Annotated in this window: 25 protein-coding genes; 19 read left to right on the top strand and 6 right to left on the bottom strand. The window is 75.8% G+C overall.

The window, feature by feature from the left end:
• Positions 1-20: 20 nt before the first annotated feature.
• A complete protein-coding gene (locus tag J3P29_RS08620; RefSeq protein WP_210492687.1) occupies positions 21-626 on the top strand; it encodes a YdeI/OmpD-associated family protein in 606 nt (201 codons plus the stop codon).
• A gap of 263 nt (positions 627-889) precedes the next feature.
• Positions 890-1,231 carry a LysR family transcriptional regulator gene (locus tag J3P29_RS08625; protein WP_210492688.1) on the top strand — a complete coding sequence of 114 codons (342 nt, stop codon included), beginning with the start codon at positions 890-892 and terminating at the stop codon, positions 1,229-1,231.
• A 55-nt stretch (positions 1,232-1,286) separates the two neighbouring features.
• Here J3P29_RS08625 and J3P29_RS08630 read toward each other — a convergent pair whose 3' ends face one another.
• Positions 1,287-2,156, bottom strand: coding sequence for an ABC transporter permease (locus J3P29_RS08630; protein WP_210492689.1), 870 nt, complete (start codon positions 2,154-2,156; stop codon positions 1,287-1,289).
• Positions 2,153-3,121: an ATP-binding cassette domain-containing protein gene (locus J3P29_RS08635; protein ID WP_210492690.1), complete on the bottom strand. Its 969-nt coding sequence runs from the start codon at positions 3,119-3,121 to the stop codon at positions 2,153-2,155. Before J3P29_RS08635 ends, J3P29_RS08630 begins: the two co-directional genes overlap by 4 nt.
• Positions 3,122-3,329: 208 nt before the next feature.
• On the opposite strand from J3P29_RS08635, the gene def reads away from it, so the two are divergent.
• From def to J3P29_RS08655, 4 genes are all read left to right on the top strand, one after another.
• A complete protein-coding gene (def, locus tag J3P29_RS08640) occupies positions 3,330-3,896 on the top strand; it encodes a peptide deformylase (protein ID WP_210492692.1) in 567 nt (188 codons plus the stop codon).
• On the top strand, positions 3,893-4,750 hold the full coding sequence (fmt, locus tag J3P29_RS08645) for a methionyl-tRNA formyltransferase (protein ID WP_210492693.1): 858 nt from the start codon (positions 3,893-3,895) through the stop codon (positions 4,748-4,750). The genes def and fmt overlap by 4 nt, the downstream gene beginning before the upstream one ends.
• Entirely contained in the window at positions 4,747-6,189 is a 1,443-nt protein-coding gene (locus tag J3P29_RS08650; RefSeq protein ID WP_210492694.1) for a transcription antitermination factor NusB, read from the top strand. Before fmt ends, J3P29_RS08650 begins: the two co-directional genes overlap by 4 nt.
• A 66-nt stretch (positions 6,190-6,255) precedes the next feature.
• A complete protein-coding gene (locus J3P29_RS08655; RefSeq protein ID WP_210492696.1) occupies positions 6,256-6,474 on the top strand; it encodes a zinc-ribbon domain-containing protein in 219 nt (72 codons plus the stop codon).
• Positions 6,475-6,538: 64 nt separating this feature from the next.
• On the opposite strand, the gene J3P29_RS08660 is transcribed toward J3P29_RS08655, so the two are convergent.
• Positions 6,539-7,423 (bottom strand): LysR family transcriptional regulator, encoded by an 885-nt coding sequence (locus tag J3P29_RS08660; RefSeq protein ID WP_210492697.1) that lies wholly within the window; start codon positions 7,421-7,423, stop codon positions 6,539-6,541.
• 70 nt (positions 7,424-7,493) lie between these two features.
• Here J3P29_RS08660 and J3P29_RS08665 point away from each other — a divergent pair, with 70 nt between their 5' ends.
• From J3P29_RS08665 to J3P29_RS08690, 6 genes are all read left to right on the top strand, one after another.
• Positions 7,494-8,216 carry a CoA transferase subunit A gene (locus J3P29_RS08665; protein WP_210492698.1) on the top strand — a complete coding sequence of 241 codons (723 nt, stop codon included), beginning with the start codon at positions 7,494-7,496 and terminating at the stop codon, positions 8,214-8,216.
• Positions 8,213-8,857, top strand: a complete 645-nt coding sequence (locus J3P29_RS08670; RefSeq protein WP_210492699.1) for a 3-oxoacid CoA-transferase subunit B — start codon at positions 8,213-8,215, stop codon at positions 8,855-8,857. Before J3P29_RS08665 ends, J3P29_RS08670 begins: the two co-directional genes overlap by 4 nt.
• Positions 8,858-8,925: 68 nt before the next feature.
• On the top strand, positions 8,926-9,618 hold the full coding sequence (gene rpe, locus J3P29_RS08675) for a ribulose-phosphate 3-epimerase (protein ID WP_210492701.1): 693 nt from the start codon (positions 8,926-8,928) through the stop codon (positions 9,616-9,618).
• Between the two features lie 49 nt (positions 9,619-9,667).
• Positions 9,668-10,393 carry an ABC transporter ATP-binding protein gene (locus tag J3P29_RS08680; RefSeq protein ID WP_349239789.1) on the top strand — a complete coding sequence of 242 codons (726 nt, stop codon included), beginning with the start codon at positions 9,668-9,670 and terminating at the stop codon, positions 10,391-10,393.
• Complete coding sequence (locus J3P29_RS20375) at positions 10,393-12,933, top strand: ABC transporter permease (RefSeq protein ID WP_282600060.1); 2,541 nt, start codon at positions 10,393-10,395, stop codon at positions 12,931-12,933. Before J3P29_RS08680 ends, J3P29_RS20375 begins: the two co-directional genes overlap by 1 nt.
• A 70-nt stretch (positions 12,934-13,003) precedes the next feature.
• Positions 13,004-14,338 carry a calcium-binding protein gene (locus J3P29_RS08690; RefSeq protein WP_210492705.1) on the top strand — a complete coding sequence of 445 codons (1,335 nt, stop codon included), beginning with the start codon at positions 13,004-13,006 and terminating at the stop codon, positions 14,336-14,338.
• An 82-nt stretch (positions 14,339-14,420) separates the two neighbouring features.
• Here J3P29_RS08690 and J3P29_RS08695 read toward each other — a convergent pair whose 3' ends face one another.
• Genes J3P29_RS08695 through J3P29_RS08705 form a run of 3 tightly spaced genes read right to left on the bottom strand, consistent with a single transcriptional unit; the run spans position 14,421 to position 17,569 of the window.
• Positions 14,421-15,857 (bottom strand): hypothetical protein, encoded by a 1,437-nt coding sequence (locus J3P29_RS08695; protein ID WP_210492706.1) that lies wholly within the window; start codon positions 15,855-15,857, stop codon positions 14,421-14,423.
• On the bottom strand, positions 15,857-16,510 hold the full coding sequence (locus tag J3P29_RS08700; RefSeq protein WP_210492707.1) for a class I SAM-dependent methyltransferase: 654 nt from the start codon (positions 16,508-16,510) through the stop codon (positions 15,857-15,859). The genes J3P29_RS08695 and J3P29_RS08700 overlap by 1 nt, the downstream gene beginning before the upstream one ends.
• Complete coding sequence (locus J3P29_RS08705) at positions 16,511-17,569, bottom strand: glycosyltransferase family 2 protein (RefSeq protein WP_210492708.1); 1,059 nt, start codon at positions 17,567-17,569, stop codon at positions 16,511-16,513.
• 226 nt (positions 17,570-17,795) lie between these two features.
• On the opposite strand from J3P29_RS08705, the gene J3P29_RS08710 reads away from it, so the two are divergent.
• The 7 genes from J3P29_RS08710 to rpmB all read left to right on the top strand — a co-directional run bounded on the left by J3P29_RS08710 (position 17,796) and on the right by rpmB (position 23,701).
• Positions 17,796-19,409, top strand: a complete 1,614-nt coding sequence (locus J3P29_RS08710; protein WP_210492710.1) for a hypothetical protein — start codon at positions 17,796-17,798, stop codon at positions 19,407-19,409.
• Between the two features lie 82 nt (positions 19,410-19,491).
• Positions 19,492-20,616 carry a bifunctional diaminohydroxyphosphoribosylaminopyrimidine deaminase/5-amino-6-(5-phosphoribosylamino)uracil reductase RibD gene (ribD, locus tag J3P29_RS08715; protein ID WP_210492711.1) on the top strand — a complete coding sequence of 375 codons (1,125 nt, stop codon included), beginning with the start codon at positions 19,492-19,494 and terminating at the stop codon, positions 20,614-20,616.
• 5 nt (positions 20,617-20,621) lie between these two features.
• Positions 20,622-21,239, top strand: a complete 618-nt coding sequence (locus J3P29_RS08720) for a riboflavin synthase (protein WP_210493035.1) — start codon at positions 20,622-20,624, stop codon at positions 21,237-21,239.
• Entirely contained in the window at positions 21,236-22,579 is a 1,344-nt protein-coding gene (locus J3P29_RS08725; protein WP_210492712.1) for a bifunctional 3,4-dihydroxy-2-butanone-4-phosphate synthase/GTP cyclohydrolase II, read from the top strand. Before J3P29_RS08720 ends, J3P29_RS08725 begins: the two co-directional genes overlap by 4 nt.
• Positions 22,576-23,034 (top strand): 6,7-dimethyl-8-ribityllumazine synthase, encoded by a 459-nt coding sequence (gene ribH / locus J3P29_RS08730; protein WP_210492714.1) that lies wholly within the window; start codon positions 22,576-22,578, stop codon positions 23,032-23,034. Before J3P29_RS08725 ends, ribH begins: the two co-directional genes overlap by 4 nt.
• Before the next feature lie 100 nt (positions 23,035-23,134).
• Entirely contained in the window at positions 23,135-23,464 is a 330-nt protein-coding gene (locus J3P29_RS08735; RefSeq protein WP_210492716.1) for a hypothetical protein, read from the top strand.
• Between the two features lie 45 nt (positions 23,465-23,509).
• Complete coding sequence (gene rpmB / locus J3P29_RS08740) at positions 23,510-23,701, top strand: 50S ribosomal protein L28 (protein WP_210492717.1); 192 nt, start codon at positions 23,510-23,512, stop codon at positions 23,699-23,701.
• Positions 23,702-23,733 lie beyond the last annotated feature (32 nt).

A 23,733-nucleotide genomic window follows, 5' to 3' on the forward strand; every position in this document is an offset into this window, starting at 1 on the left:
ACCCGCGCGAGACTGCGGCCATGAGCCGCCCGCCGAGCGCCGCCACCCCGCCGCCCGCGCCGACCGACGGGCCGCCGTCGCTCGTCGTCCGGGACGCGGCGGCGTGGCGCGCCTGGCTCGACGAGCACGAGTCCACGTCCGACGGCGTGTGGCTCACGCTCGCGAAGAAGGGGACGACCGCCCCGACGTCGCTGACGTACGGCCAGGCGCTCGAGGAGGCGCTCTGCAGCGGGTGGATCGACGGACGGCGGCAGGCGGTCGACGCCGCGACGTACCGGCAGCACCTGACCCCCCGGCGCGCCCGGTCGGTGTGGTCGCAGCGCAACGTCGACCTGGTCGCCGCGCTGACCGCTGCCGGCCGGATGCGTCCGCGCGGCCGGCGCGAGGTCGAGCGCGCGCAGGACGACGGGCGGTGGGATCGCGCGTACGCGGGCCAGGCCGCGGCGACGGTGCCGGACGACCTGGCCGCCGCGGTGGCGGCGTGCCCGGCCGCTGCGCGGCGGTTCGCCGCCCTGTCGCGGGCCGAGCGCTACGCGGCGATCCACCCCGTGATCACCGCCCCGAGCGCCGCGGTGCGCGACGCCCGCGTCGCCGCCGTCGTGGCGCGCCTGGCGGCCGGGGGATGAGGCCGCCGCGCGCCGCGACCCGCCGGCCCACGTCCGCGGACCGCGGACCGGGCACGGGCCGGCCGCCGAGGTCCCGGCGCGCGGCCGGGATTCGAATTCGCAATCGTCCGTAGTTCCTACGGATGTGGGCCGGTACGGTGTCGGTGCCCCGACACGGCCCGCGGACGGATCCCCCATCGTTCCGCCGCACGTGCCGCAGGTCGCCGGCGACGCACCGGTCCGGCCTGACCGGCGAGCGTCACGCGGCGCGCGGGCGCCTCGCCATGCCCGGGACCACGGACCTCCGCCGCCTTCGCTTCTTCGTCGAGCTCGCCGGCGACCCGCACTTCGGACGGACCGCCAAGCGGCTGCACATCTCGCAGCCCGCGTTCAGCCAGCAGCTGCGCCGGCTCGAGGGCGAGCTGGGCATCACGCTGTTCGAGCGCACGGTGCGGGGCGCGGCGCTGACCCCCGAAGGGGCACGACTGCTGCCCCTGGCCCGGGACCTGCTCGCGCGCGCGGACCGCTTCAACGCGACGGCGCGGGAGCTCGCCGGCGACGCGACGGCGCCCGCTCGGCGGGTGCGCTCCGCGGTCCCGGGCGCGTCGGGCTCGCCCGCGCGCTGAGCGGGCGACCGGCGACGCCGAGCGGGCGGCCGCCAGCTCGACGCGGGCCGCGGGCCTAGGCGCGCGAGCGGTACGCGCGCGACGTCAGCGGCACGAAGACCGCCGTCAGCGCCGCAGCCTCGGCGAGCACGAGCGCCACGTCGCCGGCGTCGGCGCCGCCGCCCATCAGGCCGCGGACGGCCGTGGCGACGTGCGACACCGGGTTGACGCCGACGAACCACTCCAGGACGGCCGGCAGCGTCGCCGGGTCGACGAAGACGTTCGAGAGGAAGACGAGCGGGAACATCACCATGAAGCCGCCGTTCATCACCGCGTTCGGCGACCGCAGCACGATGCCCAGCAGCGCGAAGACCCACGCCAGGCCGAAGGCGAGCAGCGCCACGAGCGCGAGCGCCCCGAGGACGCCGAGCACGCCGCCGTCGGCGTCGTAGCCCAGGGCCAGCCCCAGCACGACCGTCACGGTCGCGGCGACGAGGTAGCGCGCCAGGTCGCCGACCGCCGCGCCCACGAGCGGCGCCGGCGCCCAGACGGGCAGCGTGCGGAAGCGGTCCACGACGCCCTTGCTCATGTCCGTCGCCAGCGTGACGCCGGAGTAGACCGTCGTGAAGAGCACGGACTGCACGACGACGCCGGGCAGCACGAACTGCAGGTACGCGTCCGTGGACCCCGCCATCGCGCCGCCGAACAGGTAGACGAACATCACGAGGAACAGCACGGGCGTGATGGTCACGTCGAGCAGCTGCTCGGGCACGTGGCGGATGCGGCGCATCGCCCGCCAGGCGAAGGCCAGGCACGCGCCGAGCGCGCTCGCGCCGTGCGGCCGCTCGGCCGGGGCGAGCACGGCCTCCAGGTCCAGCCGCGCCGGCGCGGGCGGCGGCGTCGGGGCGCGGCCGTCGAGGGCCGCGGGGGGCGTCGTGGCGCTCATGCGGCCACCTCCTCGTGCTCGGCGTCCGCCGGTCGTCCGGTGAGCGCCAGGAAGACCTCGTCGAGCGTCGGCTGACCCAGCCCGAACGCGGCGACGGGCACGCCGGCGCGGCCGAGCGCGGCGACGGCCTCGGCCGCGTCCTCGGGCCGCGGCACCGCGACGGTCAGCGCGGACGGATCGGGGTCCCCGTGCACCTCGGCCGCCAGGCCGCGGCCGAGGATCCCGGCGGCCTCGGCGCGCCGCTCCGGGTCGCTCACCCGCACGCGCAGGGTGCTGCCGCCGACGGAGCCCTTCAGCTGGGCGGGCGTGCCCTCGGCGATCACGCGGCCGGCGTCGATGACCGCGATCCGGCCCGCCAGCTGGTCCGCCTCGTCCAGGTACTGCGTGCAGAGCAGGACGGTGGTGCCGCGCGCCGCGAGCGCCCGGACGATCTCCCACACCTCGTTCCGCGACCGCGGGTCCAGGCCGGTCGTGGGCTCGTCGAGGAACAGCAGCTCGGGCGGCACGACCAGGCTCGCCGCGATGTCGAGCCGGCGCCGCATGCCGCCGGAGTAGCGCTTGGCCAGCCGGCCCGCGGCCTCCTGCAGCCCGAACGCCTCGAGCAGCGCGTCGGCGCGTCGGCCCGCCTGCCGGCGCGACCAGCCGTGCAGGCGCCCGAGCAGCTGCAGGTTCTCGCGGCCGGTCAGGTCCTCGTCGACGGACGCCATCTGGCCCGTCAGGCTGATCCGCCGCCGCACCGCGGCGGGGTCGGCGACGACGTCGTGCCCCAGGACGCGGGCGCTGCCGCCGTCGGGGCGCAGCAGCGTGGCCAGCATCCGGATCGTCGTGGTCTTGCCGGCGCCGTTGGGGCCGAGCACGCCGTAGACGCTGCCGCGGGGGACGGCGAGATCGACGCCGTCGACGGCGCGGTGGTCGCCGAACGTCTTGACGAGGCCGGCGGTCTCGATGGCGAGGGTGGGTGGCACGGGGGGACGCTCCGGGTCCGGGGACGGTTCGAGGGGTAGGACGGCCTGGCGCGCCGGAACTCATCGGTCGCGCGTCGGCAGGCCCCGGGCGGGGCGCGTCGCAGGCACGGGCCGCACCCTCGCGCGCGCTGCGGCCGGATCCCGACCGCATCCCCGCGCGAGCGCCGGGACGGGGCCCCGCGCGGGGCGGCGCTAGCCTCTGAGGGGCATGGCCGACGCGCACGTCACCGAGGACGACCCCACGATCGAGGCGGCCGCCGACGCCCGCCGCGCCGCCGCGCTGGGCGCGATCCGCCAGTACGGCGACCCGGTCCTGAAGGGCCGCGCGCGCGAGGTCGACGCGTTCGACGACCAGCTCCGCCGCGAGCTCGACGCGATGGGGATGCTCATGCACGACGCCCAGGGCGTCGGGCTGGCGGCCAACCAGGTCGGCACGCTGCACCGCGTCCTCGTCTACGCGGTCGACGGCGGCGAGGGCCCCGTCCGCAAGCTCGTCAACCCGACGATCGCCTGGCGCAGCGACGACGTCGAGGTCGGCCCCGAGGGCTGCCTGTCGCTGCCGCGGATCAGCGTCGACGTGGAGCGCCACGTGTTCCTGGCGGTGCGCGCGAAGGACGAGGACGGGCGGGACATCGAGGTCGAGGCGTCGGGCTTCGAGGCGCGGATCATCCAGCACGAGATGGACCACCTGGACGGCATCCTCATCCTCGACCGCACCTCCCGCGACCAGCGCAAGCGGGCGCTGCGCGAGCTGCGGGCGCGGGCCCAGGCATGAGCGCCGCCGCCGCGCGCGTGCGCACCGTCTTCCTCGGCACGAGCTGGTTCGCCGCCGACGTCCTGCGCCGCCTGGTCGACGCGGACCACGCGCCCGCGCTCGTGGTCACCCGCCCCGATCGCCCGGCGGGCCGCGGCCGCAAGCTCACCCCGCCGCCGGTGGCGGACGCGGCGCGCGAGCTGGGCCTGCCGGTCGAGCAGCCCGAGCGCCTGGACGACGACGCCGTCGCCCGCATCGACGCCGCCCGCCCCGACGCGCTCGTCGTCTGCGCGTACGGCGCGATCGTCCGCGAGCCGCTGCTCTCGCGCTACCCGCTGCTGAACGTCCACCCGTCGCTGCTGCCGCGCTGGCGCGGCGCCGCCCCGGTCGAGCGGGCCATCATGGCCGGCGACGCCGAGACGGGGGTGTCCATCATGGAGCTCGTCGAGGAGCTCGACGCGGGCCCCGTGATCGCGCAGGAGACGACGCCGATCGGCCCGGACGACACGTACGGCGACGTGGCCCCGCGCCTCGTCGAGCTCGGCTCGCGGATGCTGGTCGACGCGCTCGACCGCCTGGCCGACGGCCCGCTGCCGAGCACGCCGCAGCCCGCGGACGGCGTGACGTACGCCGAGAAGATCGCCGCCGCGGACCGCGACCTGGACCCGTCCGCGCCGGCGCAGGCGCAGCACGACCACGTCCGGGCGCTCAGCCCGCACATCGGGGCGCGCCTGCGGCTGGACGACGGCACCGTGCTCGGCGTCCGCCGCACGCGGATCGGCGAGGACGGCGGCCTGGAGCTGCTCGAGGTGCAGCCGCCCGGGGGCCGCCCGATGGCCTACGCGGACTTCCTGCGCGGGCGGGGCGGCCGATGAGCGGCGACGGGCTGCCGCAGCGTGGGTCGGGGCGCCCGGACCGCTGGGAGCGCCGCCCCAACCGCGGGCCCGCGCGCACCGGGTCGCCCGGGGGCGGCGCGAAGCGCGGCGCCCAGGGCGGCCCCGGGCCCGGCGCCGGCGGCGGCCGGTCCGGGGGGACGACGGGCGGCCCCGCCGGCGGCCGGCCCGGGCCCGCGAAGGGCGGCGCGCGGCGGCCGCCCGCGGACGGCCCCGACCGCGCGGGCGCGGCCCGCCGCGCGGCCCACGAGGTCGTCGTCCGCTGCCTGCGCGACGGCGCCTTCGCCGACCGCGCCCTGCACGGCGCCGCCGGCCACCTGGATCCCCGCGAGCGCGGGCAGGCCAAGCGCTTGGCGTTCGGCGCGATCCAGCGCCGGCTGACGCTCGACCACGTCATCGGCCAGCACGTGGACCGCGCGCTCGACGCCGAGGTCCGCGCCGCGCTGCAGATCGGGCTGTACGAGCTGCTCTTCAGCGACGGCACCCCGCCGCGCGCGGCCGTCGCGTCGGCGGTCGAGCTGGCGAAGCCGAACGTCGGCTTCCGCCTGGTCAACGCGGTGCTGCGCCGCGTCGCCGACGGCGGCGAGGAGGCGCGCCGCATCCCGACGGACGAGACCCCGAAGGGCGCCGCGATCCGTCACAGCCACCCGCTGTGGCTCGTGCAGCGCTGGTGGGACTGGCTGGGCCCGAACGCCACCCGGGCGCTGCTGGCCGCCGACAACGAGCCGCAGGAGCTCGTGCTGCGGGCCAACGGCCTGCGCGCCGGCGCCGGCGAGGTGCCGGGCGTGCCGTTCGACCCCGAGATGCCCGAGGCACGGCGCGTCGAGGGCGGCCTGGACGTGCTGGGCGACCCCGCGTGGCACGCCGGGGCGTACGTCGCGATGTCGTACGGGTCGATGATCGTCGGGCGAGCCGTCGCCCCGCAGCCGGGCGAGCGCGTGCTCGACCTGTGCGCGGCGCCGGGCGGCAAGACGACGCACATGGCCGACCTGATGGGCGGCACCGGGTCGATCCTGGCGCTCGAGAAGCACGGGGGCCGCGCCCGCGCGCTGCGCCGCACGTGCGAGCGGGTGGGCGCGACCAACGTCGAGGTCGTCCACGCCGACGCGCTCGAGCACGAGCTGCCCGCCGGGTCCTTCGACCGCGTCCTGCTCGACGCCCCCTGCAGCGGACTGGGGACGCTCGCGGCCCACCCGGACCTGCGGTGGCGGATCCAGGAGGCCGACCTGCGCGAGGTGGAACGCCTGCAGGGACGCCTGCTCGAGGTGGCCGAGCGCGCCCTCGCGCCCGGCGGACGCCTCGTGTACAGCGTGTGCACGCTCAATCCCGGCGAGGAGCGCCTGCCCGAGGGCGCGACCCGGCGCCTGCTGCCGCACCGCGACCGCACCGACGGCTTCTACCTGTCCGCGGTCGGCGGCTGACCCGCCCCGCGCCGGGTCGCCCAGGCGGACAGGGCCGCGCCCGGCGTTGTTCCTATAGTGGACGGCATGGAGGTCGACCTCGGACTGCGGTGCCCCAGCTGCAGCGAGCCGTGGCTCCGTCCCACCAACCTGCCGGGGCGGTACCGCTGCGTGAACTGCCTGCTGCGGTACGAGCTGCGATCGGTGTGCCCCAACTGCGGGGAGCACTCGACGATCGTGCGCATGTCGAAGACGGCCACGCTCGCCTGCAACCACTGCGGGTCGTCGATGCTCGTGCAGGTCTAGGGCCGCGGGCGCGGGGCGGCGCGCCACCCCGCGCGCACCCGCAGCGGCGTGTCGTCCGCCCGCGCTAGGCGTCCGCGCCGCGCAGGACGACGTCGAGCAGCGCCGCGGCCGCGGGCGACGGGCGCGCGTCGCGAAGGACGGCCACGGCGGTCCGGTGCATCAGGGCGGGGTCGCGCAGCGGCACGACCGCGACCGCGGGTCCGTCGGCCCGCGCGTCCGACGCGGGCATCACCCCGACGGCCAGGCCCTGCGCCACGAGGGCTCGCGCGCGGTGCGGGTCGGCGGTCTCGAAGGCCAGCCGCAGCGTCGCGCCCGCCGCGTCGGCGGCGTCCTCGAGCTGGCGGCGGATCGTCGCGCCTCGGTGGAAGGCGACGACGCGGTCCCCGGCCAGGTCGGCGACGGTCACGTCGTCCCGCGCGGCGAGCGGGTGCCCCGGCGGCACCACCGCCACGAGCGGCTCGCTCGCGATCCGGCGCACCGCGACGGCGGCGGGCACGGCCGCGCCCTCGGCGACGAGGGCCAGGTCCAGGCTCCCGGCCTCCAGGTCCGCGAGCAGCTCGACGGTCAGCGCCTCGCGGACGTCCACGTCGATCCCGGGGTGTGCGCGCAGGAAGCGCCCGAGCAGCGCCGCGACGTCGACCGCACCGGGGGTCCGCGTGACGCCGACGGTGACGCGGCCCGAGCGGACGCCGCGCAGCGCGTCGAGGTCCTGCTCGAGCGTCTCCATCTCGCGCAGCACCCGCCGGGCGCCCGCCGCCAGCGTCCGCCCCGCGTGCGTCAGGCGCACGCTCCGCGTCGAGCGCTCCACGAGCCGCAGCCCGGTCTCCGCCTCGAGCCGCTTGACCTGCTGCGACAGCGCGGGCTGCGCGATGCCCAGGCGGCGGGCGGCCCGGGTGAAGTGCTCCTCCTCCCCGAGGGCGACGACGGAGCGCAGGTGCCGCAGATCCATAACCGAACCGTATAGGTGGCGCCCCCGGATGGTCTTGGACTTCTGAGCGCCGACGGGCGAAGCTCGGCCCATGACCGCACCGCCGCCTGCCCCGAAGGTCGTCGCCGGCCCCGACGCCGCCGTCGCGTCGATCCCCGACGGCGCCACGATCGCCGTCGGCGGCTTCGGCCTGTCCGGCAACCCGGAGACGGCGATCCGCGCCCTGCGCGACCGCGGCGTCCGCGACCTGACGATCGTCTCGAACAACTGCGGCACCGACGACCAGGGCCTCGGCATCCTGCTCGCCAACCGCCAGATCCGCAAGATGGTCGCGTCGTACGTGGGCGAGAACAAGGTCTTCGAGCGGCAGTACCTGTCCGGCGAGCTCGAGGTCGAGCTCGTGCCGCAGGGGACCCTGGCCGAGCGCCTGCGGGCCGGCGGCGCGGGCATCCCGGCCTTCTACACCCCGGCGGGCGTCGGCACCCCGCTCGCGGAGGGGCGCGAGACGCGCACCTTCGACGGCGCCGAGCACCTGCTCGAGCGAGGCATCACGACGGACTACGCGCTCGTCCGCGCCTGGCGGGGCGACGCGGCCGGCAACCTCGTCTACCGCCGGACGGCCCGCAACTTCAACCCGCTCGCCGCCGCCGCGGGCCGCGTCACGATCGCCGAGGTCGAGGAGCTCGTGCCGGTCGGCGAGATCGATCCCGACCACGTGCACACGCCCGGCGTCTACGTGCAGCGGATCTTCGCCAGCCCGGGCCTGGAGAAGCCCGTCGAGCGGCGCACGGTCCGGACGGGGGTGGCGGCGTGACGCCGGCGCGCCGGCGGATCGTCGAGCGCGCGGCGCTCGAGATCCGGCCGGGCACCTGCGTCAACCTGGGCATCGGGCTGCCGACGCTGCTGGCCGACCGCGCCGAGGGCCACGCCGACGTGCTGCTGCAGTCCGAGAACGGGCTCCTGGGCATCGGGCCGTACCCGACCGAGGACGAGCTCGACCCCGACCTGATCAACGCGGGGAAGGAGACCGTCACCGCGGTGCCGGGCGCCGCGTGCTTCGACAGCGCCGAGAGCTTCGCGATGATCCGCGGCGGGCACGTCGACCTGGCCGTGCTCGGCGGGATGGAGGTCTCGGCCACGGGCGACCTCGCCAACTGGACCATCCCGGGGAAGATGGTCAAGGGGATGGGCGGCGCGATGGACCTGGTCCAGGGCGCCCGCCGGACCGTGGTGATCATGGAGCACGTCACCCGCGACGGGGCACCGCGGATCAAGCCCGCGTGCGAGCTGCCGCTGACCGGCCGCGGCGTCGTCGATCGACTCATCACCGACCTGGCGGTCTTCGACGTCGGACCCGACGGCCTCCTGCTGCGCGAGACCCTCGGGGACGCGACCGCCGACGCGGTCCGCGAGCGGACGGCGGCGCCGTTCGTGGTGGCGCCCGGCGTGCGGTGACGGCCCCGGGGGATCCGCCGACGCCGCGAACCGGGCGGCGAGCGCCGGGCGGTTTGTACAGTGGGCGCGTGACCGAGCACGATCCCCGTCTCGACGGCCTCCGCGGCGTCGCCCCGTCCATCCTCGCGAGCGACTTCGGCCGCCTGCGCAGCCAGGTCGAGGAAGTGGTCGCCGCCGGCGCCACGGTCATCCACATCGACGTGATGGACGGGCACTTCGTGCCGCCGATCACGATGGGGCCGATCGTGGTGGAGGCGCTGAAGGGCGTCGGGGCGGTGCTCGACGTGCACCTGATGATCGACCGCCCCGAGCGCCAGCTCGCCGACTTCGCCAGGGCCGGCGCCGACGTCCTCACCGTCCACGCCGAGGCCACGCCGCAGCTGCACTACGCGCTCGGGCAGACGCGCGAGCTCGGCGCCCTGGCCGGGCTGGCCCTGTGCCCCGGCACGCCGATCGGCCCGGTGCAGGAGACCCGCGACGCCCTCGACATGGTCCTCTGCATGACGGTCAACCCGGGCTGGGGCGGCCAGCGCTTCATCCCGTCCTCGTACGACAAGGTGCGGCGCCTGGCGGCCGCGCTGCCCGACCGGGCCGTCGTGCAGGTGGACGGCGGCGTCGACCTGCGGACGATCGGCGACTGCGCCGCCGCGGGGGCGACGAGCTTCGTCGCGGGCTCCGCGGTGTTCGGCACCGGCGACCCGGGGCAGGCGGTGCAGGACCTGATGGCCGCCGCGGCGGCCGGCCGGTCCCGGCCCGCGTAGCCGCCGGCCGCCGTGGCGGCCCGGCCGCCGTCGTGCTTGCATGGACGGGGTGCGCGCGCCCATCGTCCAGGCCACCGACGTGCGGAAGACGTACGGCGCGGGCGAGACGGCGGTCGCCGCGCTCGACGGCGTGACGGTCGGGTTCCCCGCCGGCCAGTTCGCGGCCATCATGGGCCCGTCCGGCTCCGGCAAGTCGACGCTGATGCACTGCCTGGCGGGGCTGGACCGCGTCGACGGCGGCAACGTCACCGTCGACGGCGTCGAGCTGACCGGCCTGGACGACCGCCGGCTGACCGAGCTGCGGCGCGACCGCGTCGGCTTCGTGTTCCAGGCGTTCAACCTGCTGCCGGTCCTGACGGCCGAGGAGAACGTCGTCCTGCCGCTGACGATCGCCGGCCGGCGCCCCGACCCGGCGTGGCTCGCGACGCTCCTGGACGCCGTCGGGCTGACCGCGCGCCGCCACCACCGCCCGAGCGAGCTCTCGGGCGGCCAGCAGCAGCGCGTCGCCGTGGCGCGCGCCCTCGCCACCCGCCCCGCCGTCGTCTTCGCCGACGAGCCGACGGGCAACCTGGACTCGACGTCGTCGGACGAGGTCCTCGGCCTGCTCCGGCGCTCCGTCGACGACTTCGGGCAGACCGTCGTCATGGTCACCCACGACGCCCACGCGGCCGCGTACGCCGACCGGCTCGTGGTGCTCAAGGACGGGCGGATCGTGCACGACGGCCCGGCCGGCGGGCTCGACGCGGTCCACGCCCGGATGCGGGAGCTCGCGTGATGCTGCGGCTGCTGCTGCGGAGCCTCCGCAGCCGGGCGCGCCGCACGCTCCTGACGTCGCTCGCCGTCGTGATCGGGGTGGCGCTCGTCTCCGGCACCCTGATCTTCACGGACACGATCGGCCGCTCGTTCGACGAGATCGGGCAGGTCACGTACGAGGGCGTCGCGGTGGCGGTCACGCCCGCCGCGCCGCCCGGGGCGCCGCGGTCCCGCGTCGCCGACCGCGAGCGGGCGCTGCCGCGCGACGTCCTGGCTCGCGTGCGGCGCACCCCGGGCGTCCGCGCGGCGGCGGGCCTGATCGAGGGGCGCGCGACGGTCTACGCCCGCGACGGCCGCACCCGCGTGGGCGGGCGCGGCCCGCAGGCGCTGCTGTTCTCCGCGCTGCCCGCCGGCTACGGCGGCACGAGCTACGTCGCCGGGCGGCGACCCGTCGGCCCGGACGAGGTGGCGCTCGACCCGCCGACGGCCGAGCGGGCCGGGGCGCGGCTGGGCGACCGGGTGTGGATCCAGGGGGAGGGCCCGCGCCGGCGGATGCGGCTCGTCGGCCTGGCGCAGCTCGGGAGCGGCGGCACGTCGTTCGGCGGCGCGACCGTCACCGTCGTGGCCGCCGACGTGGCCGCCCGGCTCGCCGCGCGCCGCCCCGCGTCCTACTGGTCGCAGGTCCTGGCGCTCAGCGTCCCGGGTCGGCGGGACGCCGACGTGGCCGCGGCGGTGCGCCGCGCGGTCGGGCCGGCCGCGACCGTCCGCACCGGCGCCGCGGAGGGCGCGCAGCAGGCGAAGGACATCAAGGACGCGATCTCGTTCCTGCCGACCGTCCTGCTCGTCTTCGCCGGCATCGCGACCTTCGTCGGCGCGTTCCTGATCTTCAACACGTTCTCGATCACGATGGCGCAGCGGCAGCGCGAGTTCGCGCTGCTGCGGGCGCTCGGGGCGGGGCGCCGGCAGGTACGGCTGCTCGTCACCGGCGAAGCGGTCGTCGTCGGGCTGCTCGGGGCCGTCCTCGGCCTTGCCGGGGGCCTCGCCGTCGCGCCGCTCCTGCGCGCGCTGCTCAAGGCGTTCGGCGCGGACATGCCGGCGACGGCCACGGTCTTCTCGGGCCGGACGGTGCTCGTCAGCCTGCTCGTCGGCCTGGCGGTCACCCTCGCCGCGAGCCTGGTGCCGTCGCGCCGCGCCACGCGCGTGGCGCCGGTGGAGGCGCTGCGCGAGGCCGCCGTCCCGCCGGCCCGCGGCCGCGTCCGGCGGGGCCCGGTCCTCGTCGGCGCCGCCGTCGCGGTCGTCGGCGTCGCGGCCCTCCTCGTCGGCGCGCTGGCGCTCGACGGCGACGCGGCGACGTACCTGGCCGGCGGCGGCGCCGCGCTGCTGTTCGTCGCCACGTCGCTCGTGTCGCCCGCGCTCGTCGGGCCGCTCGCGCGCGGGGCGGGCCGGCCGCTGCGGCGCCTGTTCGGCCTGCCCGGACGGCTCGCGGCCGACAACGCGGCCCGGCAGCCCGGGCGCACCGCCGTCACCGCCGGCGCGCTGACGATCGGCTTGGCGCTCGTCGTCTTCGCGACGGTCTTCGCGGCCGGGCTGCGCGCCACGCTGCGCGGGGACCTGGAGCACCTCGTCACCGCCCCCGTGGTCGTGCAGGCCGAAGGCGACGCGTTCGCCGGGCTGCCGCGCAGCGTCGTGCCCGCGATCCGCCGGGCACCCGGCGTGCAGGCGGCGGGCGTCGTCGGGTTCGGGCGCGTGCGGGTGCGGGGCGCCGACGCGAGCGCCACGGCGATCGACCGCGCGTCGTTCCGCGCGGGGCTCGTGCGGCTGGACCGGCCCGGGGGCGGCGCCGTCGGCGCGCCCGGCGCCGGACGGGTCTACGTGACGGACGACGTCGCCGGCGAGCGGGGCATCCGCGCCGGCGACCGGCTGGCGGCGACGGGCGCCAACGGTCGGACGGAGCGCGTGCGCGTGGCGGCGATCGTGGCCGGTACGGCCACGGCGGTCAGCGGCGTGGTGATGGACGAGGCGCTCGCCACGCGCCTGGGGATCACGACGCCGTACTTCGTGCTCGTGCGCGGCGACCGGGCGCGGCTGGCGCGCGCCCTCGCGTCCGACTACCCGACGGCCGACGTGCGCCGCCGAGACGGCTGGATCGACGCGCAGACCGCGCAGGTGGACCAGCTGCTGGGCCTCGTCTACGCGCTCCTCGCCCTCTCGGTGGTCGTCGCGCTCTTCGGCATCGTCAACACGCTCACCCTGTCGATCCAGGAGCGGGTCCGCGAGCTGGGCCTGCTCCGCGCGGTCGGGGCGACCCGGGCCCAGGTGCGGCGGTCCGTGCTGCTCGAGGCGGTCCTGACGGCGCTGCTGGGCGCCGCGCTCGGCGCCCTCCTGGGCTTCGTGCTCGCGGTGGCGGTGGGGGCGACGCTCGACGGGTTCGCGATCAGCATCCCCGTGGCGCAGGTCGCCGCGCTCGTCGCCCTCGCGGCGGTCCTGGGCGTCGTCGCGGCGATCCGGCCGGCGCGGCGGGCCGCGGACGTCGCCGTGCTCGACGCCATCGCCACGGGCTGACCGCACGGCCCGCCGGGCGACCGGTCCGCCGGCCCTCAACTCCGCGGCGCCGACGCCGATCAGCCGGGGGATGATGCGCCCGCCTCACCTGCTGGCCGCCCTCGCCGGGCTGCTGCTCTCCCTCGTGCTCGTCGCCGACGCGACGGCGAAGACCATCGTCGGGACGCCCGGCCCCGACCGCCTCGTCGGCCGCTCCGCCGCGGGCGACCGCTTCTACGGCGGGGGCGGCGCCGACCGGATGACGGGCGGCGGCGGGAACAACGAGTTCTACGGGATGCGCTCGGGCAACCGGATCGTCGCTGGCGACGGCAGCAACTACGTCGAGGGCGGGCCGGGCAACGACGACGTCACGCTCGGCAACGGCAACAACACGTACTTCGGCGGGACGGGCCACGACAAGCTCGTCGTGGGCGACGGCAACAACTTCATGGACGACGGCGGCGCCTCGGGCGTCATCCGCGCCGGGAACGGCAACAACGTCCTGCACACGGGGTCCGGCGGCGGCGACTACGTCCTGGGCAACGGCAACAACGTCGTCTACTACGGCTCGGGCGCGGCGAAGATCGTCGTCGGGACCGGCGTCAACGTCATCTTCATCAACTCGGACAGCGCCCCGCAGCTGGTCGACTGCGGCGGCAACCCGCAGACGGTCCTCTACACCCAGCGCCCCGGTGACGTCGGCTGGATCTCCAACCGCAACGCGATCGCCGAGGGCCGGATCCGCAACTGCCCCAACGTCGTGCCGGTTGCCCCGCAGATCCCGACGGGCGACGGCGTCTACCAGAGCGCCGACGGGTACGACGGCTACGACTTCGTCGGCACCGACGGCGACGACACGCTGCTCGGCGGCCACGGCTCCGGCCGCATCGACGGCCGGGGCGGGAACAACGTCCTGTGGGCCGACCACATCCCGACGCTCGGCGGCGCGCTGACCCGGCGCGGCGTGTCGACGATCACCGCCGGCGACGGCAACAACGAGATCTACGGCGGCCGCGGGACGAACGTCATCACCGTCGGACGCGGGCACAACTTCATCCGCGGCGGCGACAACGACAACCGCATCACCACGAACGGCGGCGACAACAAGATCAACCTGCAGGGCCAGGGGAGCAACGAGGTGGTGCTCCGCGGCGGCCGCGGCTACGTCGAGAGCTTCGCGAACGGCCGCGCCCCGCGGATCACCTGCGCCGCCGGCGCGAAGGCCGCCGTCGTGTTCGGCCGCGTCCGGCCGCGGACGAACTGCGCCCCCGTCGCGAGCGCCTACAGCCGGAAGGGCCAGGTCCTGCAGATCCGCGGCCTGCTCCCGATCCAGCCGTCCTACGCCGGCTACCACGACGGGCGCCTGACGCCCGGCCAGAACGGCGTCGGCCGCCCGCGTCCCGCCTGGACCCAGCAGGCGCGCTGACGCAGGCCGCCCGGCGGCGTGGCGCGCCCGGACCGGCCGCCCGCGGCGGGGACGCCGGCCGGGCGCCGGTCGCCGGGCCGCCTCAGGCCGCCGGGACGGGCGCGGCGGCCGCAGCCGCGGGGCGGCGGTACAGCCGCGAGAGCAGCGCGCAGAGCACGAGCGCGCAGCCGGCGTAGCCGACCTCGGCGCACGTGAGGTCGTCGGCGATCGGCGCGACGACCATCCAGGCCACGAAGAGCGCCCCGGACGCCAGCCACGCGAGCGCCGCCAGCCAGGCGTGGCCGCGCGCCAGCGCCGCCTGGTTGAGCGTGCCGGCCACGAGGTGCGCGCCCATGCCGACGGCCACGACGGCCAGGCCCAGCACGGGGATGTCCTGGCCGTCGAAGAGCAGCGGCATCACCCAGCCGCCGAGCACGAGCAGCCCGACGACGACGAGCGCCGCGAAGCCCGCGATGAGGACGACGGCCTTGCGGATCGCCGCCCCGATCTCGTCGGGCGAGCCGGTCGCCACGAGCTGGGCGAAGTGGGGGAGGAGGGTCGTCTGGACGGCCTGGAACAGCTGCAGCGGCGCACGCGTCACGAGCAGCGCCGAGAAGATCAGGCCGGCCGCGGCCTTGTCCGGCGTCAGCAGCACGCCGGCGTTCACGAGCGTCTGCTCGCCGAGCTGGATCAGCGCGACCGCCACGGCGAACGAGCCGCCCGCGCGCAGCGCCGCGTCCCGCCCGCCCGCCGCCGGCGCGGGGGTTCCGTCGGCCAGCCGCCGCGTGGCCGCGCGGATCGCCCACGGCACGACGAGCAGCGACGCGAGCGGGGCGGCCAGGATGCCGGCCGCGACCGCGACCTGGCCCGTGGTGATGCCGACGAGCGCCGCGATCGGGAAGAGGATGCGGGCGACCGACTCGAAGAGCACCAGGCCGCCGTAGAGCGGGAACCACCCGTGACCGGCGACGAACCCGCGGGCGAAGTAGCTGGCCGCGTAGGCGACTCCCGCGCCGACGAGGATCCAGAAGAGCGCGTCCGACCCCACCTGGTCCAGCAGCGGGCCGCGGGCGACGAGCGCGGCCACGACGAGGACGAGCGCGAACCCGGCCTGGATCAGCATCGGCTCGCGCAGCCGGGGGTGCGCCTCGCCGCGCGCGCGGGCCGTGGCGATCGTCCGCGAGAGCAGCTGCTCGACGGGCCGGTAGAAGACCGACATCGCCGTGAACAGGATCGCCCACATCGTGGAGACCTGGCCGTACTGCGTCTGGCCCTCGGCGCTCGACCCGAGCGCGTGCGAGGCGACGGAGAAGAAGAGGAACGTCAGCAGGCCGGTGGAGGCGATGCCGAGCGAGAGGATCCGGGCGCCGCGGGCGTAGCCACCCGAGGGGGCGTCGCCGCCCCCGTCGTCGACGGCGCGGTCGGGATCGGCGATCGGGTCGGGCGGCGCGAAGCCCGAAGGGGCCGGGGCGCCCGGCGTGGGGCCGGCGGCGGTCGCGGGGGTGGGGTCCTGCGCCCCCGGGCCGCCGGCCGCGGTCATCAGTCGCCGACGCGGACGAGCAGCTGGGTCCAGGGGAACGGCTGGCGGGTCTCGACGACCTCGCCGTGCTGCGCGAGCATCTTCTTGAACGAGCGCGTGGACCAGTGGTTCAGGTGGCCGGGCGTGTTGCCCAGGTCCTTGAGGTACGCGCCGCGGGCCATGTTCACCGCGCGCCAAATCGGCTCGCGCGGGACGGACACGAGCAGCCAGCGCTTCGCGACGCGGGCCATCTCGGCGACGGTGTGCTCGGGGTCCGGCACGTGCTCGAGGACCTCGATCGCGCTCGCGACGTCGAACTCGTCGTCGGCGAACGGCAGGTTCTCCGCGCGCATGATCTTGTACTCGAGGTTCGGCGCCTGGCGCTGGGCCCAGCCGGCCTGGATGGACGGCTCCTCCAGGTCGATGCCGACGACGCGCTTGTCGGCCAGCCGCTGCGCCCACTGGTGGACGAGGACGCCCTCGCCGCAGCCGACGTCGAGCAGGCTCTGCGCCTGGGCGCGGACGAACAGCTCGTCGAGCTGGCGCTCGAAGCCGGCCTGCAGCCGCTTGGCGACCGGGTTCGTCGTGTTGTACTTGTCGTACGTGTTGCCCGTGATGATCCCGTCGTCGCTCGTCGTGATCGTGACGGGACCGGACTGCTTCTGGGTGCTCACTCAGGGCCTCACTGCGTCGTGTTCGTCGGTGGACTGGATGCCGGGCGCCGCCTTCGCGCCGGTGGTCGCTTCCTGGCCGGTGGGGTGCGCCCCCGGCTCGTAGTGGCTCGGCGGCACGCCGAGCTGCAGCTCGATCCGGCGGACGCGCTCGTAGACGCGCTGGGTGAGGATCCGCTGGCCGTGGAGCAGGTCGCCGAGCACGGCGATCGCGCCCACGGTGACGGAGGCCATGAACAGGACCCCGCCGAAGATGAGGGACTGCACGTGGCCCGCGCCCTCGCCCTGGACCCAGGAGACGAAGAAGCGGATCCACGGGATGAGCGCCAGCACGAACAGCAGCACGGCCGCGCTCATGAAGACGCGCATCGGCTCGTACTGCGCGTAGATGCGGAAGATCGAGACGGTGTTGCGCCGGACGTACGCCCACATGGACGGGAAGAGGCGCGACTCGCGCAGCTTCTCGTTCGTGGAGACGGGGACGTGCTTCGTCGCGACGAGCAGCTTGCCCGCCTGGATCAGCGACTCGAGCGTGTACGTGAAGCGCGAGACGACGGCGAGCTGGATCGCGGCCTCGCGGTTGTAGGCGCGGAAGCCGGACGTCGCGTCCGCGATCTCCGTCTCGGACGCGCGGCGCACGACGGCCGAGCCGAGCTTCTGCAGCCGCACCTTGAGCGGGGAGAAGTGCTCGATCTTCTCGACCTGGCGATCGCCGACGACCATGTCGGCCTCGCCCGCGACGATCGGGGCGACCAGGTCCGGGATGTACGAGGCGTCGTACTGGTTGTCGGCGTCCGTGTTGACGATGACGTCGGCGCCGAGCTTCAGGCCCGCGTCGAGGCCGGCCTGGAAGCCGGCGGCGAGGCCCTTGTTGTTCGTCAGCTTGACGATGTGGTCGACCCCGTGGGCGCGCGCGACCTCGAGGGTCCGGTCGACCGAGCCGTCGTCGATCACCAGCCACTCGACCTCGTCGAAGCCGGGCACCTCGCGCGGCAGGTCGTTCAGGGTGGTCGGGAGCGTCTGCTCCTCGTTGAAACACGGGATCTGGATGATCAGCTTCATGGGCTCACTCGGGCGCCGGGCGGCGGGCGGGCCGGCCGACGGGGGCGTCGGCACGACGGGGCGCCGGCGACGGTCGGACCGGCGATCCGGCCGACGGGTCGCCGTCGGGGACGCGCACGGGGCGATGGCGTGGAACCGCGTGAGTATTCCAAAGGGCGACGGGTCCCGGCGGGGCGGGGTCGGCGGCGGACGCGGACGGGGCGTCCCGTAGACTCGCCGTCGCATCTTGGAAGGACGTCCCCTCACGCCCCGCCGCGCGTTCGTCGATCGCGTGCCCCTGCTGGCCTTCGTCGTGCTCTGCGCGGGGCTCCTGGCGCTCTTCCTGGCGTACCCGACGTACCCCAACTACGACAGCTACTACGGGCTGCTGTGGGCGCGCGAGATCTGGGACGGCCACATGCCCGTCTTCGACGCCTTCCGCGCGCCGACCGAGCACCCGCTGTCCATCCTCTTCGGCCTGGTCCTCGTGCCGTTCGGGGACGGGGTCGACCGCGTGGTCGTCTTCTGCTCGATGGCCTCGGTCGCCGCGCTGGCGGCCGGCATGTACCAGCTGGCGAAGGTCGCCTTCAACCGCTGGATCGGCCTCGTCGCGGGCCTCCTGCTCGTCGCCAACTGGGACCTCATCTACCTGGCGGTCCGGGGCTACCTCGACGTCACGTACATGGCGCTCGTCGTCTGGGCCGCCGTGCTCGAGGCGCGGCGGCGGCGTCGCGGCTGGCCCGTCCTGCTGCTGCTGACGCTGGCCGGCACGCTGCGCCCCGAGGCCTGGGTGCTCTGCGGCCTCTACGGCCTGTGGATGGCCTGGGACGGGGCCGGCACGTGGCGCGCCGGCGTGCGCCGCGTGCTGACGCCGCGCGGCATCGGCTGGCTGGCGCTGGGGTGCGTCGCGACCGCGCTGTGGCTCGCCACGGACTTCGCGGTCACCGGCAACCCGCTCTTCTCGCAGACGTACACGTCCGGCCTGGCCGAGGAGCTCGGGCGCTCCCGTGGCCCGCTGCAGATCCCGTCGCTGACGATCAGCTATCTGCGGGGCATCGACGGCATCCCGCTGTTCTGGGCCGGGATGGCGGGCCTCGTCGCGGCCGCGGTGATCCTGCCGCGGCGGATGGGGATGCCGTTCATCCTCTTCGCGCTCGGCATCGGCACGTTCTTCCTGCTCGGCGTCGGCGGCTTCTCGGTCATCGACCGCTACCTGCTCGTGCCGGCGGCGCTGCTGCTGATCTTCGCGGCGTTCCTGCTCGTGGGCTGGACCCTGCTGCCGGCCGGGCGCCTGCGCACCTGGTGGTCGCGCCTGGCGATCCTCGGCGCCGTCGGCGTCGCGGCCGTGACGCTGACGAACATCCGGTTCGGCTCGATCGCCAACGACCTGACCTTCCGCGGGGTCGCGCACGACGACCTGGAGCAGGTGCTGCACGACCGCGACGTCCAGGCGGCGCTGAAGTGCGGTCCGCTCTGGACGCCGAACCACAAGCTCGTGCCGGACAGCCGCTGGGTGCTGGACGCGCCCGTCGACAAGGTGCTGGCGCGGTCCATGCTGCGTCCCGCGCTCGTGCAGACGGACGAGAAGGCCGCGGGCTACGACAGCCCGGACCGCGCGGCCGCGCGGGCGCTCGGGATCGACGTCGGACGCCCCGCGCAGGAGTCCAAGGGCACCGCGGCGGTCCCGAACCCGACGCCGACGATCCCGCGCGGCGCGTTCATCGCGCCCACCTCGCGCCTGGCCCTGCTGCGCCAGGGCTATGTCTTCCCGGGTCAGGACCAGGCGTTCGACTCCATCCCGCCGCTGGGCTGGACGCGGCTCGCGACGAGCACGCACTACGCGGTCTACGGCCGCTGCTGAGGCCCGCCCCGGCGCGGCTCCGGCCCGCGCGCCCCGTCCCGCGGGGGCCGGGGCCGCGCGGTCCCTATCCTCCGTTCTCCGGATGACGATCGACGCACGTGACGAGGCCCTGCTCGGCCGGGCCCTGGACCTCGCGGAACGCGGCCGCCGCGGGGCGAGCCCGAACCCCATGGTCGGGGCGGTGATCACGCGCGACGGCACGACGGTCGCCGAGGGCTGGCACGCCCGGGCCGGCGGACCGCACGCCGAGGTCGCCGCGATCGCCGCGGCCGGCGACGCCGACCTGCGCGGCGCCACGATCTACGTCTCGCTCGAGCCCTGCTGCCACCACGGCCGCACCCCGCCGTGCACCGACGCGATCCTCGCGGCCGGCTTCGGCCGCGTCGTCGTGGCGTCGGACGATCCCTCGCCGAAGGCCGCCGGCCGGGGTCTGGGCATCCTGCGCGACGAGGGCGTGCAGGTCGACGTCGCCGCGCCGGAGTCCGACGCGGGCCGCCGCGCGCGGCTGCTCAACCAGGCGTTCCGCAAGCACGCGCGGACCGGCCTGCCCTGGGTGATGCTCAAGACGGCGACGAGCCTGGACGGGCGCCTGGCCACGCACGCCGGCGACTCGAAGTGGATCTCGTCCGGGCCCTCCCGCGACCTGGCGCACCAGTGGCGTGCCGAGGTGGACGCGGTCGTCGTCGGGATCGGGACCGCGCTGGCCGACGACCCGCAGCTGACCGCCCGCGTGCCCGGGGTCGAGCGCCAGCCGCGCCGCGTCGTCTTCGACTCGGAGGGTCGCCTGCCGCTCGACGGCCGGCTCGTGACGAGCGTCGACGAGGCGCCGGTCACGGTGATCACGACCCGCGCCGCCTCGCGCTCCGCGACGGACGCGCTGCGCGCGTCGGGCGTCGAGGTCCTCGTCGTCTCCGGCCAGAACGAGCACTCGCGCGTGCGCGCCGCGCTGACCGAGCTGGGCTCCGTCGGCGTCACGTCGCTCATGCTCGAGGGCGGCTCGCACCTGTCCGGCGCGTTCTTCGACGCCGGCGAGGTCGACGAGCTGCGCCTGTTCGTCGCGCCGCTGATCATCGGCGGCCGCCAGGCCCCGGGCATCATCGGCGGCGAGGGCAGCGAGCGGATCGCCGACGCCGCCCGTCCCCTCGACATCAGCCGCCGGCCGATCGGGGACGACCTCTTGACCATCGCCCGCCTGAAGGAGTGGTGAGCGCCGTGTTCACGGGCATCGTGCAGGACCTCGGGACGGTCGTGGCCGTCGACGAGCAGGACGAGGGCGTGCGGCTGCGCGTCCGCACCCCGCTGGCGGGCGAGCTGCGCCCCGGCGACTCCATCGCGGTCAACGGCTGCTGCCTGACCGCGGTCGGCGAGACGGAGCAGGACGCCGACGGCCCCAGCTTCGTCGCCGACGTGATGAACGAGTCGCTGCGGCGCACCAGCCTGGGCTCGGCCGCGAGCGTCGGGGCGCGCGTCAACCTGGAGCTCGCGATGGCCGCCGGCGACCGCTTCGGCGGCCACGTCGTGCAGGGCCACGTCGACGGCACCGCCCGCGTCGAGTCCACGCGCCCCGACGGGTTCGCCCGGATCGTGCGCATCGCGCCCGAGGACCCGTCGCTCCTGCGCTACGTCGTCGAGAAGGGCTCGATCACGATCGACGGCGTCTCCCTCACCGTCTCCGCCATCGACGACGCCGCGCTCGAGGTCTCGCTCATCCCCGAGACCCTCGAGCGCACCCGGCTGGGCCGCGTGGCTCCCGGCGACGTCGTCAACCTCGAAGTCGACGTGCTCGCGAAGCACGTCGAGAAGCTGCTCGCCGGAAAGGACCGCTCGTGAGCGACACACGCCAGCGCACCCTCGACAACCCGTTCGACCGGGTCGAGGACGCGATCGAGGACATCCGCCAGGGGCGCATGGTCATCGTCTGCGACGACGAGGACCGCGAGAGCGAGGGCGACCTCGTCGTCGCCGCGCAGTTCGCCGACGCCACGGCGATCAACTTCATGGCCCGCCACGCGCGCGGCCTGATCTGCCTGGCGCTGACGCCGGAGCGCTGCGACGAGCTCGGCCTGGACCTGATGGCGGCGAAGAACGAGGCGCAGTTCGAGACCGCGTTCACCGTCTCGATCGAGGCCCGCGAGGGCGTCACCACCGGCATCTCGGCCGCCGACCGCGCCCAGACGGTGAAGGTCGCGATCGACCCCCGCTCGGGGCCGCGCGACGTCGTCGTCCCCGGCCACGTCTTCCCGCTGAAGGCGAAGAAGGGCGGCGTCCTCGAGCGCACCGGCCACACCGAGGCGTCCGTCGACCTGGCCCGTCTGGCCGGCCTGCACCCGTCCGGCGTGATCTGCGAGGTCATGAACGACGACGGGTCGATGGCCCGCGTCGCCGACCTCGTGCCGTACGCCGAGGAGCACGGGCTCAAGATGATCACGGTCGCCGACCTGATCGCCTACCGCCGCAAGCACGACCGCCTCGTCGAGCGCGTCGTCGACATCAACCTGCCCACGGCCTTCGGCACCTTCACCGCCGTCGGCTACCGCTCGCTCGTCGACGACAAGCACCACGTCGCGCTCGTCAAGGGCGACGTCGCCGGCAAGGAGGACGTGCTCGTCCGCGTGCACTCCGAGTGCCTGACGGGCGACGTCTTCCACTCCCTGCGCTGCGACTGCGGCGAGCAGCTCGAGTCGGCCCTGGCGATGATCGAGCAGGCGGGCGAAGGCGTCCTGCTGTACCTGGCGCAGGAGGGTCGCGGCATCGGCCTGCTCAACAAGCTCCGGGCCTACAAGCTGCAGGAGGAGGGCTACGACACCGTCGACGCCAACCTCAAGCTGGGGCTCCCGGCCGACCTGCGGGACTACGGCATCGGGGCCCAGATCCTCGTCGACCTGGGTCTCACCTCGATCCGGATCCTCACGAACAACCCGAAGAAGATCCGCGGCCTGGAGGGCTACGGCCTGTCCGTCACCCGGCAGGTGCCGATCGAGCACCCGGCGAACGAGCACAACGAGAGCTACATGCGCACGAAGCGGGACCGGATGGGCCACATGCTCCACCACCAGGGGCTGCCGCTCGACGAGGAGATGCTGCGCGCCGAGCAGGTGCGCGACCACCCCGAGCACGGGCGGCAGCACGCGCCCGACCCGGCGCCGGCGCTGACGGAGGACGGCCGATGAGCACCGCTCCGCGCTTCGCCATCGTGGCCGCGACGTTCTACCGCGACCTCGCCGACCGCCTGATCGCCGGCGCCCAGGCGGCGTTCGCCGAGGCGGCCGCGGCGGCGGGGGAGACCCACGAGCCGGCCGACGTCTTCGAGGTGCCCGGCGCCTACGAGCTGCCGCTGGCGGCCAAGTACCTGGCCGAGTCCGGACGCTACGCGGGCGTGGCGTGCGTCGGCGCGGTCATCCGCGGCGAGACGGACCACTACGACTACGTGTGCTCGGAGGCCGCGCGCGGCATCGCGCAGGTCGGGCTCGAGACCGGGGTGCCGACGGCGTTCGGCGTCCTGACGGTCGACACGATGGAGCAGGCGCTGGCCCGCTCGGGCGGCGACAAGCGCGACTCGGGCCGCCACGCCGCGGACGCGATCCTGCGCCTGCACGCCGTGCGCCGCAGCCTCGCGGGGGCCTGAGGCGGTCGGGACGCCCGTCGTCGGCCGGGCCGACGACGCGCGCGTCCCGCACGGGACGGCATCCGTGGAGTCCACGGATGCGAGTCGGTACGCTCCACGGATGGGCACCGAGGCCATCGCCCTCCTGGCGATCTTCCTCCCACATGCCGTCGGGGGCGCGTACCTCGGCTGGCGGCTCATGCCGCGCGACGCGCGGGAGGAGATCCGGGGGTGGTTCCGCGACGACGACGGCGGCACGCCGCGCCCGGCGCCCGTGGCGCCGCGCGGGGGCGGGGGCTCCGAGCCGCCGCTGCCGACCGCGGCCCCGTCCGCGGTGCGGCTGCGCGAGCCGGGCCGCCTGGCCGACAGGCTGCCCGCGCCGCCCCGGCGCCCGCGCCACCCCGCCCGCCCGGCCGAGCCCGCGCGGACCGAGGAGCCCGCGGGCCGCTAGGCGCACGACACCGCCCGGCGGTTGCGCGATAGACTTCCTCGCCTTATGGCCAAGGTCTGCATCAACTGCCAAAAGGGTCCGGCGTTCGGCCAGAGCCGGAGCCACTCCATGCGTGCCACGAAGCGCCGGTTCGACGCGAACCTGCAGAAGATCCGCATCGTCCTGAACGGCGCTCCGAGCCGCGCGTACGTGTGCACGCGCTGCCTCAAGGCCGGCAAGGTCCAGAAGGCCGTCTAGCGCCGGCGCCGCGCGCCCGGCTGCCGCACCCA

The sequence above is a fragment of the Patulibacter sp. SYSU D01012 genome, from assembly GCF_017916475.1.
GTDB lineage: Bacteria > Actinomycetota > Thermoleophilia > Solirubrobacterales > Solirubrobacteraceae > Patulibacter.

Excerpts from the sequence above, each read along its gene's own strand:
- def (WP_210492692.1), top strand. The coding sequence starts at position 3,330 with ATGGCCGACGCGCACGTCACCGAGGACGACCCCACGATCGAGGCGGCC.
- J3P29_RS08660 (WP_210492697.1), bottom strand. The coding sequence starts at position 7,423 with ATGGATCTGCGGCACCTGCGCTCCGTCGTCGCCCTCGGGGAGGAGGAG.
- J3P29_RS08665 (WP_210492698.1), top strand. The coding sequence starts at position 7,494 with ATGACCGCACCGCCGCCTGCCCCGAAGGTCGTCGCCGGCCCCGACGCC.
- J3P29_RS08650 (WP_210492694.1), top strand. The coding sequence starts at position 4,747 with ATGAGCGGCGACGGGCTGCCGCAGCGTGGGTCGGGGCGCCCGGACCGC.
- ribH (WP_210492714.1), top strand. The coding sequence starts at position 22,576 with ATGAGCACCGCTCCGCGCTTCGCCATCGTGGCCGCGACGTTCTACCGC.
- J3P29_RS08735 (WP_210492716.1), top strand. The coding sequence starts at position 23,135 with ATGGGCACCGAGGCCATCGCCCTCCTGGCGATCTTCCTCCCACATGCC.
- J3P29_RS08625 (WP_210492688.1), top strand. The coding sequence starts at position 890 with ATGCCCGGGACCACGGACCTCCGCCGCCTTCGCTTCTTCGTCGAGCTC.
- rpmB (WP_210492717.1), top strand. The coding sequence starts at position 23,510 with ATGGCCAAGGTCTGCATCAACTGCCAAAAGGGTCCGGCGTTCGGCCAG.
- J3P29_RS08655 (WP_210492696.1), top strand. The coding sequence starts at position 6,256 with ATGGAGGTCGACCTCGGACTGCGGTGCCCCAGCTGCAGCGAGCCGTGG.
- J3P29_RS08705 (WP_210492708.1), bottom strand. The coding sequence starts at position 17,569 with ATGAAGCTGATCATCCAGATCCCGTGTTTCAACGAGGAGCAGACGCTC.
- J3P29_RS08620 (WP_210492687.1), top strand. The coding sequence starts at position 21 with ATGAGCCGCCCGCCGAGCGCCGCCACCCCGCCGCCCGCGCCGACCGAC.
- J3P29_RS08695 (WP_210492706.1), bottom strand. The coding sequence starts at position 15,857 with ATGACCGCGGCCGGCGGCCCGGGGGCGCAGGACCCCACCCCCGCGACC.
- ribD (WP_210492711.1), top strand. The coding sequence starts at position 19,492 with ATGACGATCGACGCACGTGACGAGGCCCTGCTCGGCCGGGCCCTGGAC.
- J3P29_RS08690 (WP_210492705.1), top strand. The coding sequence starts at position 13,004 with ATGATGCGCCCGCCTCACCTGCTGGCCGCCCTCGCCGGGCTGCTGCTC.
- fmt (WP_210492693.1), top strand. The coding sequence starts at position 3,893 with ATGAGCGCCGCCGCCGCGCGCGTGCGCACCGTCTTCCTCGGCACGAGC.
- J3P29_RS20375 (WP_282600060.1), top strand. The coding sequence starts at position 10,393 with ATGCTGCGGCTGCTGCTGCGGAGCCTCCGCAGCCGGGCGCGCCGCACG.
- J3P29_RS08630 (WP_210492689.1), bottom strand. The coding sequence starts at position 2,156 with ATGAGCGCCACGACGCCCCCCGCGGCCCTCGACGGCCGCGCCCCGACG.